At 70.7% G+C, this 17,755-nt stretch carries 13 protein-coding genes and 1 tRNA gene; 3 read left to right on the top strand and 11 right to left on the bottom strand.

The features are described from left to right. The first annotated feature begins 274 nt into the window (after window positions 1-274). Window positions 275-347: transfer RNA gene (locus IZR01_RS23945), tRNA-Glu, on the top strand. An 81-nt stretch (window positions 348-428) separates the two neighbouring features. Here the strand turns inward: IZR01_RS23945 and IZR01_RS23940 are convergent. From IZR01_RS23940 to IZR01_RS23920, 5 genes are all read right to left on the bottom strand, one after another. Beyond that, window positions 429-1,586: an ATP-binding protein gene (locus tag IZR01_RS23940; RefSeq protein ID WP_194892909.1), complete on the bottom strand. Its 1,158-nt coding sequence runs from the start codon at window positions 1,584-1,586 to the stop codon at window positions 429-431. A 174-nt stretch (window positions 1,587-1,760) separates the two neighbouring features. Beyond that, window positions 1,761-2,519 (bottom strand): class I SAM-dependent methyltransferase, encoded by a 759-nt coding sequence (locus tag IZR01_RS23935; protein WP_194925164.1) that lies wholly within the window; start codon window positions 2,517-2,519, stop codon window positions 1,761-1,763. A gap of 71 nt (window positions 2,520-2,590) precedes the next feature. Then, on the bottom strand, window positions 2,591-4,912 hold the full coding sequence (locus IZR01_RS23930; RefSeq protein ID WP_194925165.1) for a terpene synthase family protein: 2,322 nt from the start codon (window positions 4,910-4,912) through the stop codon (window positions 2,591-2,593). A 49-nt stretch (window positions 4,913-4,961) separates the two neighbouring features. After that, window positions 4,962-6,380, bottom strand: a complete 1,419-nt coding sequence (locus tag IZR01_RS23925; RefSeq protein WP_194892911.1) for a family 2B encapsulin nanocompartment shell protein — start codon at window positions 6,378-6,380, stop codon at window positions 4,962-4,964. Between the two features lie 168 nt (window positions 6,381-6,548). Next, a complete protein-coding gene (locus IZR01_RS23920; protein ID WP_194892912.1) occupies window positions 6,549-7,628 on the bottom strand; it encodes a polyprenyl synthetase family protein in 1,080 nt (359 codons plus the stop codon). A gap of 224 nt (window positions 7,629-7,852) precedes the next feature. Between IZR01_RS23920 and IZR01_RS23915 the strand changes: the two genes are divergently transcribed. Next, window positions 7,853-9,661, top strand: coding sequence for a 1-deoxy-D-xylulose-5-phosphate synthase (locus IZR01_RS23915; RefSeq protein ID WP_194925163.1), 1,809 nt, complete (start codon window positions 7,853-7,855; stop codon window positions 9,659-9,661). 99 nt (window positions 9,662-9,760) lie between these two features. Here the strand turns inward: IZR01_RS23915 and IZR01_RS23910 are convergent, their stop codons facing one another. The 6 genes from IZR01_RS23910 to IZR01_RS23885 form a co-directional block, all read right to left on the bottom strand. Next, on the bottom strand, window positions 9,761-10,546 hold the full coding sequence (locus tag IZR01_RS23910) for an IclR family transcriptional regulator (RefSeq protein ID WP_194892914.1): 786 nt from the start codon (window positions 10,544-10,546) through the stop codon (window positions 9,761-9,763). 500 nt (window positions 10,547-11,046) lie between these two features. Beyond that, window positions 11,047-11,424 (bottom strand): STAS domain-containing protein, encoded by a 378-nt coding sequence (locus IZR01_RS23905; protein ID WP_194925162.1) that lies wholly within the window; start codon window positions 11,422-11,424, stop codon window positions 11,047-11,049. Between the two features lie 408 nt (window positions 11,425-11,832). After that, window positions 11,833-12,594 (bottom strand): GAF and ANTAR domain-containing protein, encoded by a 762-nt coding sequence (locus IZR01_RS23900; RefSeq protein ID WP_194892916.1) that lies wholly within the window; start codon window positions 12,592-12,594, stop codon window positions 11,833-11,835. A gap of 583 nt (window positions 12,595-13,177) precedes the next feature. Beyond that, window positions 13,178-14,074 (bottom strand): ANTAR domain-containing protein, encoded by an 897-nt coding sequence (locus IZR01_RS23895; protein ID WP_194892917.1) that lies wholly within the window; start codon window positions 14,072-14,074, stop codon window positions 13,178-13,180. Between the two features lie 66 nt (window positions 14,075-14,140). Further along, window positions 14,141-15,988: a CheR family methyltransferase gene (locus IZR01_RS23890; protein ID WP_194892918.1), complete on the bottom strand. Its 1,848-nt coding sequence runs from the start codon at window positions 15,986-15,988 to the stop codon at window positions 14,141-14,143. Between the two features lie 11 nt (window positions 15,989-15,999). Next, window positions 16,000-16,623, bottom strand: a complete 624-nt coding sequence (locus tag IZR01_RS23885) for a chemotaxis protein CheB (protein ID WP_323746205.1) — start codon at window positions 16,621-16,623, stop codon at window positions 16,000-16,002. Window positions 16,624-17,213: 590 nt separating this feature from the next. Between IZR01_RS23885 and IZR01_RS23880 the strand changes: the two genes are divergently transcribed. Further along, complete coding sequence (locus IZR01_RS23880) at window positions 17,214-17,750, top strand: STAS domain-containing protein (protein WP_194925161.1); 537 nt, start codon at window positions 17,214-17,216, stop codon at window positions 17,748-17,750. Window positions 17,751-17,755 lie beyond the last annotated feature (5 nt).

Raw genomic sequence — 17,755 nt, 5'->3', positions numbered from 1 at the left:
GGGCCGGCGCGCGGGGCCAGGGCGCGAGGGCGGCGCGCGGGGGCCGCGGGGCCGCACGACCGGGCCACGCGGCCGGGCCGCGCAACCGGGTCGCGCGACGCGCCGACCGCACCGGCTGACTCGGAGCTCACAGCCCCGCCCGAACCGGCGTGACCCTGGTCACGACCCCGCCACGGCCCCGTTCGCCGCCCGGCAAATGCGGGATGAGCGGCATCCGAAGTGCGCTATGCTTTCGGGGTCGCGAGGCGCCCCCGGGCGCGGACGCGGCAGCTGGGGCCCCGTTGTGTAGCGGCCTAGCACGCTGCCCTCTCAAGGCAGTAGCGCGGGTTCGAATCCCGTCGGGGCTACCTTTTGGCAAGTTTTCTTGTCGTCTTAAAGTCTCCTTCGGCTGCGCCCTGACGAGGCCGACGCAGACACCACCGCATCGCTCACAGTGCCTGCGGATCGGCGTTCGACAGCGCGAACCACACCGTCTTGCCCGTGTCGCCGGGCACCACGCCCCAGCGGTCGGCCAGTAGCTCGACGATCGCCAGGCCGCGGCCGGTCTCGGTGTCGGCTGTCGGGCCTCGCGATCGGCGGACCTCGTCCTTGCCGTGGTCTCTGACCTCGACGACCGTTTCGTAGTGGCCGCGGCCGATTCGCAGGCCGACTGGGCCGCGGCCGTGTCGGACCGCGTTGGTCACCAGCTCGGAGGTGAGTAGGCATGCGGTGTCGGCGTACTCGGTCAGTCCCCATGAGCGCAGCACGGACGCTACGAAGCCCCGGGCTGCTCGCGGTGCCGTCGGTTCGGCTTCCAGGACCACCGAGGCTCGATGCGCGCCCCGGTCGGCCTCTGGGATGCCCAGGCGGGTGAGGAGTGGTTCCTTGGCGATGTCCAGGCGGCCGGCCACCACGTCGGCTGCCACGGCCGGCACGCTTCGGAACTGGGCCCAGGCGTATTCGCTGAGCAGGACCAGGGATTCCGCGACGCCGATCGAGAGCCGCTCGGCGAGGATCCCTTTGGCCTGCTCGACCGGCACCGCGTCCTCTAGCGCCGTGCGCAGGCCCAGGGCGAGTTCGGTCTGCCAGGCGCGGTCCCGGTGGTGGAGCAGGCCGCTGGCCGCCGCCGATGCCATGGACGTGGCCAGCGAAACCCGGTCGTCGGTGATCGCCCCGGGGCTCGCGGACAGCAATGCCAGTACGCCCACTGTCTCCTCCCGCCAGCGCATCGGCACCGCGTATTCCGCGGCGATCCCGCACGCCGCCGCGACCGGGCCCAGGGTCGGCCAGGGCAGTGCGGGCGCCGCGAAGTCGTCGCAGCCGGCCGGGCGGCCGGTGTGGTGGCAGTCGAAGGCCGGTCCCGAGACGTCGTCGAGCTCGTGGCGCATCAGTGTCCTGGCTTGTTCTCCGTGCAGCGCGGCGAGGTCGATGCCGCGCGGGCCGCCGGCGAGGAACACCGCGGTCGCGGTCACGTCCAGTAATTCGGCGCACAGGGAGCAGAAGCGGTCCAGATACCCGCTGACGTCGAAGTCGGGGCCGAGCGTGTCAGTCAGCTCGACCAGGATCCCGTATATTCGCGCGCTCGCGCCCGCCCCTGCCACAGCCATCGGTGCTCCCGCATTCCGTCGCGGTCCTCGCCAGTTCACGGCGCCGGTAATTATCTCGCGGCGGGCCGGGAGCGTCAGCCAATCACATTATTCCGCCACATTCGATGGCAAGGGATGCTTGCGCGACATCCGGCGCGACGGTGTACACCGTCGCGCCGGCCCGAGCCGCCCCGGTCAGGGGCTGAGCGCCACCAAGAGATCGACCACGTAGGACTCCTCCACCTCTTCGCCGGGAAACATGCCGGCCAGCCGCTCGCGCTCGTCGGCGAGAAACGCACGACGCGCGGCACCGTCGAGGACAAGGAATGCCGAGCGGCTACTGATGTTGGCGAGGTGCACGTCCAAGGAGACGGTGCGGCTCCAGGGCAGTTGGCGGCGTGTGACCTGCAAACCCGTCAGGCCGGCCAGCCTGATGGCTCCGCTGTCCGAAGGACGCGCCGACGGCCTCGGCTCCACCCCGCAGTGGCGCGCGATGCGGGCGTGCTGTTCGCTGATCCACGGTACGTCGAAGGCTGTGGTGTTCCACCAGATCGCCAGCGCACCGTCCGGTCGCAGGACCCGCAACGCCTCGGGGACGGAGCGGTCGGTGTCGGTCCACTGCCAGGCCTGCGCATAGGTGATGAGATCGCAGGAGTCCTCGGCCAGCGGTAGGGCGTTGCCGTCGCCCCTCACGATCGGCGTTTTTGGGAGCGCCTTGTGGAACTCACCGGCCATGGCCTCGCCCGGCTCGACGGCGATCACCTCGGCACCGCGCTCCCGCAACAGCCCGCTGGCGATCCCGGTACCGGCGCCGACATCGGCGACCCGCGCCCCGGCCAGGCGACGGCCTGCGAACTCCTCGATGCGGTCGAAGAGCACGGCCGGGTAGGAGGGCCGGCTTGCCGCGTACTGGGCTGCGGCTGCGTCGAACGATCGGGCGCGAGATCTGGTCATCGCAGCATTCTTCCTTGTTTCCCGGGCGTGCTGGGTCAAGGGGAACTGGATGACGAGATCCGCACTCTCGGTCAGGTCTGTCCGGAACGGATGCGTTCGGCGAACCTGGTGGCCGCGATGCCCAGCCCGGTCGGCCTGGGCGCGTGTGCGAAACGCTCGGCCGTTGCCGCAGCCGCTGTAGTCGCCGTCGACACGGCAGCGGCCGGTGCCGCTTCCGGCGCTGCCCCAGGCGCGCCGAATCGCGCGTGCAGGCCGGTCTCCGTATACCGAGCACATCGCGCGTGCCACTCCAGGATTCCCGACATCCAGTCTTCCAGCTCCCGGGCGTAGTTCGTGAGCATCGCCCGCGCCGCCTCCGACAGCCCGTGTTCGTCGAACATGGCGGGCATCTCGACCGCGACGATGTGCTGAAACTGCCGGATCCGCTCGCCCATCAGGCGTGCGACGATGTCGCGGGCCCGGAGGCGGTCGCAGTCCAGGAAGCTCTGCATGACGAAGACCATGTTGTGGATCTCGTTCTCGAACTGGATCTCCTTCTGGTAGGAGAACAGGTCGTTGGTCAGGCACGCGTAATCCTGGGCCGAGTTGTCGAGCTGGCGCATCACCCGAGTCTGGTACACGGTGTCGGGCACCAGGTCCCCGTGCGCGATCCGGGCCAGGCCCATCGTCAGGTCCGATCCGAACGTCGCCCGGCGCATCTCCATGTAGTCGACCGGATCGGGGATCCGGTTCTGGACCTGGTTCGCCAGTTCCCAGATCCAGGACGCCGTCATGTCCGTCACGGCGGTGCGGAACTGCCGCCGGGCCGGCGTGGACATCGGTCCGGCGGTCCGCCGCCACAGGTCGGCCAGCCCCCGCTCCACCGGGGTGACCGCTTCGGGAGTCGGGCCGACGTCCAGCGGCAGGAACAGCGCCAGCCGCGCGTTCTGGGCCTTCGCTCCGATGATGTTGCGCGCGCGGCCGAACTGGGCCGGGAACAGGTCATCGCCGTACGTGCCCCAGGCCAGCCAGTCCGAGGACAGGTCCAGGTCCCCGGGTGAGGCGTCGGCGTGGATCATCGAGGCGCAGTGGGCGAAGTCGAACTCGACGAACCGTGGGGCGTCCCACAGCTCTCCTCCCGGGACTCCCGGAACGTTCTGGAACATGCCCATGTCCTCGGCCCACGCGAGATTGTGCCGGCGGGCGTCGTCCAGGTGCGGGCTCGTGCGGAACGTGAATGGCATGAACAGATCGGGGATGGGCAGATGGCCGCCCTCGCGGGCGTGCGCCGCGTGGGAATGCTGCTTCGCCCGGCGCTCCTCGGCCGCCACGTTGGGGAAGGGGCGCGCGGCCGCGGTGCCGAACCCGGCGGGTCCGCCCAGCCGCGGACCGTCGAGGCCCGGAGCACCCGCCGCCTCGGAGTTCATGTACCGGCTGGACCGGGCGTGCCACTCGTGCCCGCCGGACTGCCAGTCTTGCAGGCCTTTGACATACAAGCCGACGGCGAACTGGTCCTGCGGTGGCGAGGCGTTCTCCGCGAACATGATCGGGACCTCGGTCAACGCGGTGTTCTCGAACTGCTGGAGCCGCGAGGTGATGAGGTTGTTGACCAGATCGGCGGCCTGCTGCGTCGGCAGGTCCAGGAAGGTCTCCAGGACCAGGATCGCGTTGGAGTTCTCGCCTTCCTGCTGGACCTCGCGCTGATAGGAGAAGATGTCGTTGCGCAGATGCACCGCGTCGGCGAAGGTGTCTCGCAGCACCCGCATCGGGCGCAGTGCGGCGAGGCGGTCTGGTACCTCGGCGCCGACGGCGACCTCGACCAGGTTCGCCGACCACGGCGCGCCGCCGACGCGCCGCCGCATCTCCACGTACTCCATGGGGTTGGCGATCCGCCCCCGGGAGATGTTGTCCAGCTCCCACAGGGACTCCACCGCGAGGTTGTGGGTCGAGGCCCGGAACCGCGAGCGCCAGGCACCCGACATCTGGGGGACGGTCCTGGCCCACAGGTCGGCCAGGCCCGCCTCGGCGGGGTTCGCGGGTTCCGGGCCGTCCTGTCCGGGCTCGGTCATGAACAGGTCCAAGCGGTCCAGGTGGGCTTTCGCGCCGGCCAGGTCCCGGCTGTATTTGTAGAGTTCCAGGAAGTGGTCGTCGAAGAAGAACACCCACACGTACCAGTCCGTGACCAGGTCGAGCATCGCCGCGTCGCAGTCAGGGTGCGTATATGCGCACATCAGGGCGTAGTCGTGGGACGCGAGATCGTCCTCGGTCCAGACCAGCTCCCCCGAGGGACCCGGGGTGTCGAGCATCCCCATCCGCCGGGCCCACGCGGTCGAGTGCTCCCTGGCGTGCTGCTCGTTCGGGTTCAGCCGGGCTGGGTGCGGCAGATAGAAATCAGGCAGGATGAAGGGCTCCATCATCGGTCGCCTCCCTTCGGGGTTCGTCGTCCCACACCGGGGACACCGGTCAGTTGTGGTAGTGGCCGAGCTCGACGTTCTCCAGGATTCCGAGCGCGTCGGGAACCAGGACCGCGACCGAGAAGTAGGCGGTGACCAGGTAAGAGATGATCGCCTTGTCGTTGATGCCCATGAAGCGCGCGGACAAGCTGGGCTCGACCTCGTCGGGGATCCCGGTCTGGTGCAGGCCGATGACGCCTTGGTCGGCCTCGCCGGTGCGGACCGCCAGGATGGACGTGGAGCGGCCGGCGCTGACCGGGATCTTGTTGCACGGCAGGATCGGCACGCCGCGCCACGACGGGATCATGTGGCCGTCCACGTCGACGGCGCTCGGGTAGATGCCCCGGTGCGTGCACTCCCGGCCGAACGCGGCGATCGCTTTGGGGTGCGCGAGGATGAAGTGCGTCTTGCGGCGCCGGCTGAGCAGTTCGTCCAGGTCGTCGGGGGTCGGCGGGCCGGTGCGGGTGCTGACGCACTGGCGCAGGTCGGCGTTGTGCAGCAGGCCGAAGTCGCGGTTGTTGACGAGCTCTGATTCCTGCCGTTCGCGCAGGGCCTCCACGGTGAGCCGCAGTTGCTGCTGGGTCTGGTCCATCGGCTCGCTGTAGAGGTCGGCGACCCGGCTGTGGATCCGCAGGACCGTCTGGGCGATGCTCAGCTCGTACTCGCGGGGCGCGAGCTCGTAGCCGACGAACGTGCCGGGCAGGACCTCCTCGCCGGCGTGGCCGGCCGACATGTCGATCTCGGCCTCGCCGTGCTTGTTCTGGGCCGGTTGCGGATCGTTCGCCGCCTGCTGGATGTGGGCCAGCAGCGATGCGGCTCGGTCGCCGAGCGCGGCGACCGCCGACAGGGGAAGGGCCAAGGCGGTCAGGGCGGTCCTCGCGGCGACGGTGAACTCCCAGGTGTGCCCGGCGCCCGGGACGACGTACTGCCCGCCGAACTGGTCGCCGTCGGCGAGGGTGTCGAACACCGCCTCGTTCCCGTATTTCCCGGTGCCGATCTTGTCGGCCTTGCCGTGGGCGATCAGGTACGTCTCCTCGACGGGGGTCCCGGCGGCCACGATCGTGTCGCCGGCGGCGTACTCCCGCTGGACGAACGAGGCGGCCAGCGCGGTCAGCACCTCGGTGTCGGCGAATCCGCGCAGCAGCGGCAGCTCGACCAGGGTCTCGGGGACGACCTTGATGTCCGAGCCGGTCTTGTCGAAGGTGACCCGGCCCTCGCCGACCTGGTAGGCCAGGCGGCGGTTGACCCGGTAGGTGCCGCCGGAGACCTGGGTCCAGGGCAGCAGCTTCAGCAGCCATCGGGAGGTGATGCCCTGCATCTGCGGGACGGACTTGGTGGTGGTGGCCAGGTTGCGGGCGGCCGCGGTGCTCAGCGACTGCTGTTCCTGCTGCGTCTGTTCGGCGTCGGGGGCGTTGGTGGTCTCGGTCATCGTCTTCGTTCCTGTTCTCGTCGTTCGCGGACTTGTTCAGGGCCGGGGTCCGCCGCCGATGGAGCACGTTCGGGCGTCGGCGGACCGCGGAAACGGATGTCTTCGTGGGCGGTGGTGGCCTGTCAGGACCCTGTGTCCGGCTCCCTGGCCGGCCAAGGCGAGCGTCCTTCAGCTTTCGCGGTGCGCGGTCGAGGTGAGCAACACTTCGAGCTCCCCGCGGACCGCGGAATCGGCGAGCGGCGCCGCCGCCAGCGCCTGACGGGCCTGCTCGACGCGGTCGTCGATCATGGCCTCCAGGGCCGTGCGGGCGCCGGTCTCCACGATGATGCGGCGCAGCAGGTCCGCGCCGTCGCCGGTGAGCCTGGGGTTGCCGTGCAGAGCGCTGATCTGCCGGGTCTGGTGCGCGCTCGCGCCGTCGCGGGCGAGCGCGACCAGCGCCGTCGGCTTGCCCTCCCGGAAGTCGTCCATGTTGGACTTCCCGGTGACCTTGGGGTCGCCGAACGCGCCGAGCAGATCGTCCCGGAACTGGAACGCCTCGCCCAGCGGGCGTCCGATCGCGCTGAGCGCGGTGAGCATGGCCTGCGGGGCGCCCGCGAGCGCCGCGCCGATCTGGAGCGGGCGCTCGACCGTGTAGCCGGCGGTCTTGTAGCGGGCAACCAGCAGGGCCCCGCTCAGCGATCCGCCGTGGGCTTGTTCCTCGGCGTCGAGGAACTGGCCGACGCAGACGTCCGCGCGCATCGCGGCGACGTACGGGTACGCGGCCCGCAAGCCGGCCGCGTCCAGGCCGCAGGTCTGGAGCATCTCATCGGACCACATCGCCAGCAGGTCGCCGGCGACGATCGCGGCGTTCACCCCGAAGCGGGTCGCGTCGCCCCGCCAGCCGGAGCGGGCGTGGATGTCGGCGAACTGCCGGTGCAGGGCGGGTTGGCCGCGCCGCATGTCCGAGGTGTCCATGATGTCGTCGTGGATCAGGCAGAAGCTGTGGAACAGCTCGATCGAGGCCGCCGCGCGGAGGATCTGCGGGCCGGGCTCGCCGCCGGCTCCGCGCCATCCCCAGTAGCAGAACTTCGGGCGCAGGCGCTTGCCCGGGCTCAGGATGTAGGAACGCAGCACACTGAAACACGGACGGGTGCCCGACTCGATCCAGCGGTCCCGCCGGGAGTCCAGGAACGTTCCGAGCTCGTCATCGACTTGGCGGCCGAAGCCCAGATCCGGCCGGGCCGCGGGGGCGGTGATGCCGTGGACCATGGTGGGGGCACCTCACTCTCCATCACTGACCGGTGACGCTACGGGGTCGCGATTCGGCGGGTCAACGAACGGTCCCACCGCGTGGGACCGGCGCCGGTCGGCGTGCTTTCGCCGGGCGCGCCGACACCGCCGGCCGGAACCGGGGTTCCGGCTGGCGGGACGGGTCCTGGCCCGCGTCCGCCTCCCGGTGATGGCGTGGACCTCGGACTTCTTCAGGAGGCGAGATGGTGCACACTGACGTCCTCGGCGTCCGGGCGGACATCCCGAGCGGCCCCGACGAACTCAGGGCCCTGCCACCGGAGCGACTTCCCGCACTGGCCGCCACGCTCCGCGCGGTGCTGATCGAGCAGGTCCGCGCGAACGGCGGACACCTCGGCCCCAACCTGGGCGTCGTGGAGCTGACGCTGGCCGTGCACCGGGTCTTCGCCTCGCCGGCCGACCGGATCGTCTTCGACACCGGCCACCAGTCCTACGTCCACAAGCTCCTCACCGGCCGGGCCGATGCTTTCAGGACACTGCGACAGGAAGGCGGCCTGTCCGGGTACCCCTCGCAGGCCGAGTCAGTGCACGACATCGTCGAGAACTCCCACGCCTCCACGGCGCTGTCCTACGCCGCCGGACTGGCCAGGGCGTATCGGCTGCGGCATGAGGACCGCCGAGTCGTCGCCGTGGTGGGCGACGCGGCGCTGTCCGGCGGCCTGGCGTTCGAGGCCCTCAACGATATCGGGGGCAGCGGCTGCCCGGTGGTGATCGTGCTCAACGACAACGGGCGTTCCTACGCCCCCACGACCGGCGGTCTGGCCCGGCATCTGGCCCGGCTGCGGTCGGGGATCGCGGACGCCGATGTCTTCGGCGAACTCGGCGTGGCCTACCTGGGTCCGGTCGACGGTCATGATGTCGCGGCGGTGGAGCGGGCGCTGTCCGCGGCGGCCGCTGGGAACGGTCCGGTGATCGTGCACTGCGTCACCGTCAAGGGCAAGGGATATCTCCCGGCCGAAACCGACGAGGCTGACCGGTTGCACTCGGTCGGAGCCTTCGATCCGGCTGCCGCCGGGCGCGCGGCCGGGGCCGGCGGGTCGGCGGCGCCGAGTTGGACGGACGTGTTCGCCGAGGAGATCGTGGGCATCGGGGCCCGGCGTCCGGACATCGTCTGCGTGACGGCTTCGATGCTGCGGCCGGTGGGGCTGCGGGAGTTCGCGGACCGCTGGCCGGACCGGATCTTCGACGTCGGGATCGCCGAGCAGCACGCGGTCTGCTCGGCGGCCGGGCTCGCCCTCGGCGGGCTGCACCCGGTGGTCGCCGTCTACGCGTCCTTCCTCAACCGGGCCTTCGACCAGGTCATCATGGACGTCGCGCTGCACCGCCTGCCGGTCACCTTCGTCCTGGACCGCGCCGGGATCACCGGTCCGGACGGTGCCAGCCACCACGGGATGTGGGACCTGTCCTTCCTGGCGATGGTCCCCGGGCTGCGGGTCGCCGCGCCGCGCGACAGCACGCGGCTTCGCGCCCTGCTCGCCGAGGCGGTGGCCGTGAGCGACGGCCCGACGGCGGTGCGGTTCCCCAAGTCCGGCGTCGGTGCCGACGTGCCGGCGATCGGCCGCCTGGACGGTGTCGACGTGCTGTACGCCGCCGGCCGGGACGTCCTGCTCGTCGCGGCCGGCCCGGTCGCCCCGGCCTGCGTCCAGGCGGCGGTACTGCTCGCCGCGGCGGGCATCGGTGTCACAGTCGTCGATCCGCGCTGGATCCTTCCAGCGGACCACACCGTCGTGCGGCTGGCCGCCGAGCACCGGCTGGTCCTCACCGTCGAGGACGCCGGCCGCGGCGGCGGGATGGGCGCGGCCCTCGCGCAGGCCGTCGCCGACGCCGGAATCGGCACCCGAGTCCACAACCTCGGCCTCCCGCGCCGATTCCTGCCGCATGGCGAGCGCGCGGCGCTCCTGGCAGCCCACGGATTCACGGGCGCGGCTATCGCCGAGGCGGCCCGACATGCGTTGGCGGGCCCGGGTCCCCATCCGGAAATGAGACTTTCGTGACGCCTGGTCAGACGTTCTTCGGACTGACCCGCAGCTGTTGGTCAAGCATGGGTGCGCCACACCCGAGGCGCTGTGGAATCGGCGCTGTGGGAGCGGAGGTCACGCCCGTTGCGGCAGAACGAGCGCTGACAGCAGCATCGGTTCGCCCTGTGTCGAGCGCAGGACCGCGGTTATGGCGGCGGCCGTGGCGCGGACCAGCCGGGCCAAGCCCGGGTGCAGCACGCGTTCGGAAGGCCCGGCCAAGCCGACGGCGGCGACCACCCGGCGGCGGTGGTCGCAGATCGGGGCCGCCACGGCGGTCACGCCGGGGAACAGCTCCCCGCGGCAGGTGGCCAAACCGGCCTGGCGAATACGGCCGAGTTCGCGGTCGAGCAGTTCGGGCGAGGTTATGGTCTCGGCGGTGTAGGCGGGCAGCCGGCGTTCCCCGGAATAGCACCGGCCGGGAACCGGGTCGAAGGCCAGCAGCATCTTGCCCGTCGCGGTGGCGTGGAAGGGGGACCGGGATAACAGCGGGGCGATCTCGGACAGCTGCGAGCGATCGTAGAGGCGCTCGGGGTACGCGACCGCCTCGCGAGACGGGGTCGCCAGTGCCACGGCGACTCCCGCCCGACGGTGCAACTCGACGAGGTGCGGCAGCGCCGCGCTGCGTAATCGCGCCATCGACATCGTCTGCCCCCGGTCGACCCAGCCGACCGCCCGCCCGCCGAGCCGGTATCCGCTCTCCGCCCGGAACACCAGATCATGGACCTGAAGGACGTTCAGAAGGCGGTGGACCGTCGACTTGGCCAGGCCCAGCCGGCGGCCGATCTCCGAAGCGCTGGCCGTCTCCAGGTCGGCGACCACGTCCAGCACGGCGACCGCGCGCCCCAGCTGCCCCATCGCCATCGGCCCGGTCGGCGAATCCTGACGGTCGAGCGGATCTGCCGAACAGTATCCGGATCTCGGGTCCACGTCGTCCCCTGCCGTGTGAGTCGGGCGATGCGTTGTGAGGGCGCTTTCGCGGTGCGGACCCGTGGAGGGGGCAGGCACAACCGCTTGACAGCTGCCATGGGCTGGAATGGTCCGCGGTTGTCTGGGCGGTCCTCGGCGGTCCTGGGCGGGCGGTGACTGAGCGAACGAGGGCGAATACGTGGGCTGCCCACCGGCCGGATGCACACGACCCGCTGCCGGCCTGGAACCGATTCGCCGCTGCCGGTAAAGGGCAGAGCGGTATCGCGACCAGAGAATCAGGGTACTGCGATAGTGTGAAGGGCGCAATCAACGTCCGGACTCTGGCCCGCCCCAGCCGATCGCGGCAGCACACGCCGGCCTGCCGTCCGCATCGGGACGCTGTTCGTGTCGCTGTCAGGCATTGCGCCCCTGTCCGACAGCCGCTCCCAAGCGCCTCATCCGACACCTGATTCGTCGAAACCTGTGTGCGCGACCGAGCGGTCGTCCGGTACCGCGATGTCGGCGAAGGCCTCGTCGATTCCGGGGTAGCACTGCAGGACGTCCGTCAACATGGTGACCCGCAGCAGCCGGCGCATCCTGGGGGCGGCTCCAGACAGCCGCAGCCATCCGCCGGAAGCAGTGGCCCGGCGGTGGATCCGCAGCAGGGCCTTGAGTCCCGCGCAGTCGCAGAACCTCAGGCCCGCCACGTCCGCGACCACGTATTCGGCCCGCCGCGACCGGCTGCTCGAAGTACCGGGCCAGCACCGAATGCCCTGCCGTGGCGACGTCCAACTCCCCGACAAGCACGATGACCGTGCCTGGGGCACGGTCATAACTGCTGATCTCCAGTGGCTCAGGCGGTTTGACGCCGGGCATGGATTGGCGCGGTGGGTGACCCGCCGGTAAGTGGACTCTTTCGGCGATGCCGAACATCTCGGACTCCGGAGGCTAGCTGGACGGCCGTGCGTCTCCGGGGTCTGGGGGACCGGCCCGGATTGCCGGGCTCATCGCCAGGATAGGACAGCCGAGGACCGGGCAAAGACCCGAGCGCAACACGCCACCTGTTCGCCAGCCGGCACTGTCTCAAGGACCGGGGTGCCGGCGCCGCCGGACGGCGAACCATGGCCCGACCTGCCTGCTGCCACCTGCCACCGGACCCCGATGCGTCGCGCACGACAGCGCCGCCCCGGCGTGCCTCCCCGCAGCAGGGGACTGACGTATTTCCGCGCGCAGGCAGGCAGTCAAATGTCACCGGGCCCGGACGTCACCAGCCCGGACAAGTCGATGACCCCGGTGACGATGCCGGCGGCGACCTCGGTGAGTTTGGTGCTGGTGCCGCGCGCGTGGCCGCGCAGCACCGCGAAGGCCTGTTCCATGCTGATCTGGTGGCGCTCGGCGAGCACGCCCTTGGCCTGCTCGATCAGGACCCGGGTGTCCAGCGCGCTCTGCAGCTGCCCGGCCAGCAGGTCGCGCCGGGCGGCGGCGCGGGCGGACAGGATGCCGATGGTGGCGATGTCGGCCATCGCCTGCCCGGTGGCCTGACCGGCCTCGTCCAGGGTGCGGTCGGCGGTGAACAGGTTCAGCGCGCCGATCGTCTTCTCGCGCAGTCGCATCGGCAGCGCGTGCACCCCGGTGAAGCCGTGCTCGGCGGCGGCCGCGGCGAAGTCCGGCCACCGGTCGGCGTCCGCCGCCAGATCGCCGCTGTGCACCGGTTGCCCGGTGGCGAAGGCGTCCAGGCAGGGTCCCTGGTCGATCCGCAGCTGGAACTGCTCCAACCGCCGAGCACGCTCGGTGGAGGCCGCGACCAGCTGAAGGTGGTCCCTGTGGTCAGTGAGCAGGATCCCGGCGGCGTCGACGGCCAGGACCTGGACGCAGCGCAGGGTGAGGGTGTGCAGGAATTCGTCGAGGTCGAAGCCGGCGAGCAAGGTGTCGGCCAGTTCGACGAAGACCGGGGCCAGGCGGTGATCGCCGGCCGTCGTCGCTTCGAGTGATTCGCCAGGCATCGCTTCAACTCCAATTCGCCGTTCCGGCGCAAGGGGAAATCGGGTCATGGGGTGAGGGTCGCGAGCGGTCGGCCCCGCCGCCTTCGCTGTGGGTACGGATACGCCGACCGTCCGTCGGCGGCGTGGCTCAGCGCCCGGCTGTCCGTGACGGTGGCGGTGGCGGTGGCGGTGGCCGACCACGCCGGTCGCACCGACCCGCCCGGTCCCACAGTGGCCTGCCCGATCACCGCCTCTCGGGGTCTCACTGGAAGCACACCAGCGTAGCAGTATCCTTATTCGTTAGGGTGGTCTGCCGCGCGCAGCCGTGTCCGGACGCCTTGGCCGCCGACCAGATGCGGCGCGCCACCCGGGGCGGTCCAGCTGTCCGGTCGGTGGCGGGGAAATGGCGATATCGAACACTTCGGCTCCGGAGGCACGCTCGGTTGCTTGCGTCTCCGGGGGCTGGGGGACGGGCCCGGACCCGCCGGGCTCCCCGCCAGGGTAGTGCGCCGGATACCGGGTCGGCATCAGAGCGCTAATACGCCACCCTTCCCCAGGGAGCCCTCCAGGGAAGCACACTGGTCCGAACCGGGGAGAGCAGTCCTCAGTTCAGGCGCAGCGTGCGCTCGACGATGTCGGCCGCGACCTCGTCCACCGGCCGGTTCTCGGCGAAGGCGCGCGCTCTGATCAGGGCGAGGGCGTCACCGGTGCCGCAGTGGCACTGTACGGACACCATGCCGGCGGCCTGGTGCACCACGGCCCACAGGTCGGCCTGGCTCACCAGCGACGGACGGCGCGCGGATCCGGCGTCGGCGCCGGTGAGCGAGGGCGATTCCAGCGAGGCGATCAGCGTCTCGGCGGTCGCCTGGAAGGCCTCCAGGTCTGGGCCGTGGGCCATCGGCGGGTCGAAGACGGTCAGCGCCGCGAGCGTCTGGCCGGCCATGGCGACCGGGACGGCCGAGACCGCGCCGATGCCCAACTGCTCCACGGCGGGCCCGTATATCGGCCACGTCGCCGCGATCTCCAGACCGGCCGCGGTGACCGGTTTGTGGAGCCGGATCGTCTCGCGGGCCGGCCCCTGGCCGAAGGTGAACTCCAGATGCTGGGCGGCCCTGCTGGCCCGGTTCGAGGCCGCCGTGAGCACCTCGGTCTGGTCGGTGCCGAACAGGGTCAGCGCGGCGCCGGACGCGCCGAGGGTCTCGCAGGCCGCCGCCATCAGGTCCGAGGGGGCGGCCAGCCGGTCCAGGGGCTCATCGAACCTGCGGCGCAGCCGCTCGGCGTGGGCGGCGTGGATCCGGGCCGCGGTCCGGTGCTGCTTCTCGGCCTGCCGGTGCATGACCGCCATCCGCGTGTGGAACGCCCGCATACCCTCCGCGGCGGTCGACAACTGTGTCTCGTGCCGGGCGGCGATCTCGGCGGCACGAACGGCTCGCCGGTGCTCGACCGCCGCGCGCTGTACCGCCTGGTCGAGTTCCCGGCCGGATTCCGGCGGCAGGGGCATGTTCGCAGGATACGCCGATGCCGGTGGCGACCGAAGTCAAAAGCCACAAGAAGCGCATCTGCCGTATCAGCCCCGGCCGGTGTCCTCCATCAGGATGACGACGCCGCCGCCGTCCATCGGCGAACACGCGATCGAGCACAGGATGGTGCGGCCGATGCGGTTGACGGCCGCGATGTCGACCGGTCCGGAGCGGGCCCCGCTGGCCTGGCAGTCCGCGACGACTTTGCGCACCTGCTCGGTCGGCAGGCCGAAGTCCAGAGTGAAGAACGGCCGCAGGTGCACTTCGCGACTACGCAGGCCCCACAAGTCTTCCGCGCCGCGGTTCCAGCTATGCACCCGCAGGTCCGCGTCCAGCACGACGACGCCGGCGGCGATGCTGGACAGCACGCCCTCCAGGAAGGTGCGGGTCTCGTCCAACTCGCCGGAGCGGATCCGCATCTCCTCGTTCATGGTCTCCAGTTCCTCGTTGCCGGACTGGAGTTCTTCGTTGGTGGTCTCCAACTCCTCGTTCGTGGACTGGAGTTCCTCGTTGGTGGTCTCCAATTCCTCGATGCTGGACTGGAGTTCTTCGTTGGTGGTCTCCAACTCCTCGTTCGTGGACTGGAGCGCTTCGTAGGCGGCTTCCAACTCGCCCCGGGTGCGGGTGAGCTCGTTGTGCAGCCTGGTGGTGACCGTGGTGTCCAGGAACGTCAGTGCGACGCCTACCTGCTGGCCGTCGGCGGCGGACATCGGCTGGATGACGATGTCCAGGAACTGGGTGTCGCCGTCGTGCAACAGCCGCTCGGCCGCGGAGACCCGGACCGGGTGCCGCTCGGACTCCGCCTGTTCGATCAGGGAGCGCAGTTCGATCGGCCGGTAGGAGATCTCCAGGTCCCGGAACGGCCGGTTCAGGTCGTACGTGGTGAGGCCGAACTGGGCCCGGGCGGAGGCGTTGATCAGGACGATCGCGCCGTCCGGGTCCACGGCGATGGTCGCGTTCGGGGACGTCTCCAAGGTCAGGTCGCGCAGCTGCCGCTTGCGGCTGGCCTCCCGGACCTCGGTGCCGACGGCCCCGTCGATCTTCAGCGGCGCCGTCTGGTAGGAGGCCGCCGCCTCCCCCGGGCGGCGCCGGAAGATCCGCTGGCGCATGTTGGCGACCCCGAAGCGCTCCCCGTCGGACAGCAGCATCTCGGCCTTGCCCAGGAACAGGTAGCCGCCCTCGCGCAGCGCGAAGTGGAACCGGTCGACGATCTGCGACTGGGCCTCGGCGTTGAAATACATCAGGGTGTTGCGGCAGACCAGCAGGTCCAGACGGGAGATCGGCGCGTCCCGGGTGATGTCGTGCCGTCCGAAGATGACCCGGCGGCGCAGGTCGGGACGGAAGACGAACTGGGCGCCGTTGGGCTCGAAGTATTTGTCCCGCAGCTCCGGGTCCAGCATTTCCAGTGCCTTGGCCGAGTACAGGCCGCTGCGGGCCTCGCGCAACGCCTCCTCGTCGACGTCGGTGCCGTAGAGCTTGACCCGTCTGACGCACTCCTCGATCCCGAGCACCTCGGCGAACAAGATGGCCAGCGAGTAGGGCTCCTGGCCGCTGGAGCAGCCGGCACTCCACACCCGGATGTCCTCCTGCGGCCCCCGCGCCGCGATCAGCTCGGGCAGGACCTCGCGTTGCAGGTGCGACCAGGCGTCGGCGTCCCGGAAGAAGCCGGTGACGTTGATCAGGATCGTGTTGAACAGAGCCCGGAACTCCTCGGCGTCGGCCTCCAGCCGGTCCTGGAAGTCGGCGTAGTCGGCGATGCGGGCGTCGTCCATCCGCTTGCGGATCCGCCGGGCCAGGGTGGAGCGCTTGTAGCCGGTGAAGTCGAAGCCGCGCGCGTCGCGGATGAACAGCAGCAGCTGCTCCAGGTCGCCGCTGGGCTCCGGGGTCGGCGCCATGCCTTGCGGGCTCACAGGTCCGCCGGCTCGACCAGACCGCGGACGACGGTGGCGATCTCTTCCAAGGGGAGCACGAAATCCACCGCGCCGCTGTCGACGGCCGCCTGCGGCATGCCCTTGAACTCCGCCGACTCCGGGTCCTGGGCGATCACCGTGCCGCCGCGGGACTTGACCGCGGTCACCCCCATCGAACCGTCCTTACCGGTGCCGGACAGCACACAGGCGATCGCCCGCGCACCGTAAGCGCCGGCCGCGGACTCGAACAGCAGATCCGCGGACGGGCGCACGAAATGCACCAGCTCGCTGTCCGACAGCGCCAGCAGACCGGCGGCGCCGACGAGCAGATGCCGGTTGGGCGGGGCGACGTAGACGGTGCCGGGCCGGGCCAGCTCGCCGCCCTCGGCCAGCTTGACGGGCAACTGCGCGCTACGCCCGAGCACGTGGGCGATCACCGTCTGGTGCCGCGGGTCCAAGTGCTGCACCACCAGCACCGGGACCGGGAACCCGACCGGCAGCGCGCCCAGCAGCACTCCCAGCGCGGTGATGCCGCCGGCCGAAGCCGCCACCGTGACCACCGCGTACCGCTCGTCCGATCTTTCGGGCCGGGACACGTCCCGCGTCACGTCCGCGCTCACCCGCGGGCCCCTGGCAAGCGCGGTTCACATCGCGCCTCCGTCTGACGCCCGCACGCCACGCGGCGCGGACCCCACGGCAGGTCAGGCGAAGTCGTGGACACACCTGCGAGGTTAGCGGAAGGACGCCGTAGATCGTGCGATCGCCGGGCCCGACCTGGTCGTACCGGGCGGGTCGTAGTGGCCTAGTCATACCGGACGGGTCGTACCGGGTAGCACCGGCCGGGTCGAGGTCAGGCGTGGCGGCCGCCGCCAGGGACGCCGCGCTGCCCGCGCACCGGCCCCGGTCAGAGGCCGGATTCCCCATTCTCAGCGCTCGACTATCGACGGACACCCACTGCCGAGGTACCTTGGCCGCACGACTTTCACTCGAAAGAGCGACCATCCGGCAGCACGGCCATTTCCGATAGGAAAAGGCCCGTACTGTGCGCGTGTATCTTGTGTGCCCCAGACCCCGGCTACACATGGCCTGTGCTGTGTTGACTGGAGGTTCGGCGGTGGCTTTCCACGCCCACCCGGCACCTGAATTACCCGACTCACGTTCGCCCGCCCCGGCCCGCACATATCGTTACGGCCCCGGCGGCCAACTCACCGTGACGACCAGGGCCGACCGCGACGGCGCGGTCCTGACCGTGTCCGGGGAACTGGACCTCGCCGTGGCCGCCGCGCTCGGCACGCGGGTCGAGGCCGCACTCGCCCAGGGCTACACCCGCCTGGTCATGGACCTGCGCGACCTCACCTTCTGCGACTGCGCCGGCCTGACCGCCCTCCTGCGGGCCAGACGTTCGGCCACCGAGCACAACGGCTGGGTCCGACTCGCCGCCGTGCAACCCCGCGTCGCCAGGATCATCCAGATCGCCGGACTGGCCGCCGCCTTCCCCTGCCACCTCGACAACGCCGCCGCCTTCAACGGCTCACTCCCGGTCCCACCGGCAGAGAAGCCCCTACGACGGGCCCGGTCGGCCGACCCGCCCACCATCCGTAGCCGACCCCCGCGCCAGAGGCCGCCACCGGGCGCGTTGCCGCGAAACCGGCCGGCCCGGGTATCAATCGGCGGCAACGCTCAGCCCGTCACGGTGGCGATTCGGCTCAGGACTCCGGGAAGGTCTCAGGACTCCGACAAAGTCTAGTGACG

The organism is Catenulispora pinisilvae (genome assembly GCF_015356865.1).
GTDB classification, from domain to species: domain Bacteria; phylum Actinomycetota; class Actinomycetes; order Streptomycetales; family Catenulisporaceae; genus Catenulispora; species Catenulispora pinisilvae.
This window is presented reverse-complemented; position numbering and strand designations above follow the sequence as displayed.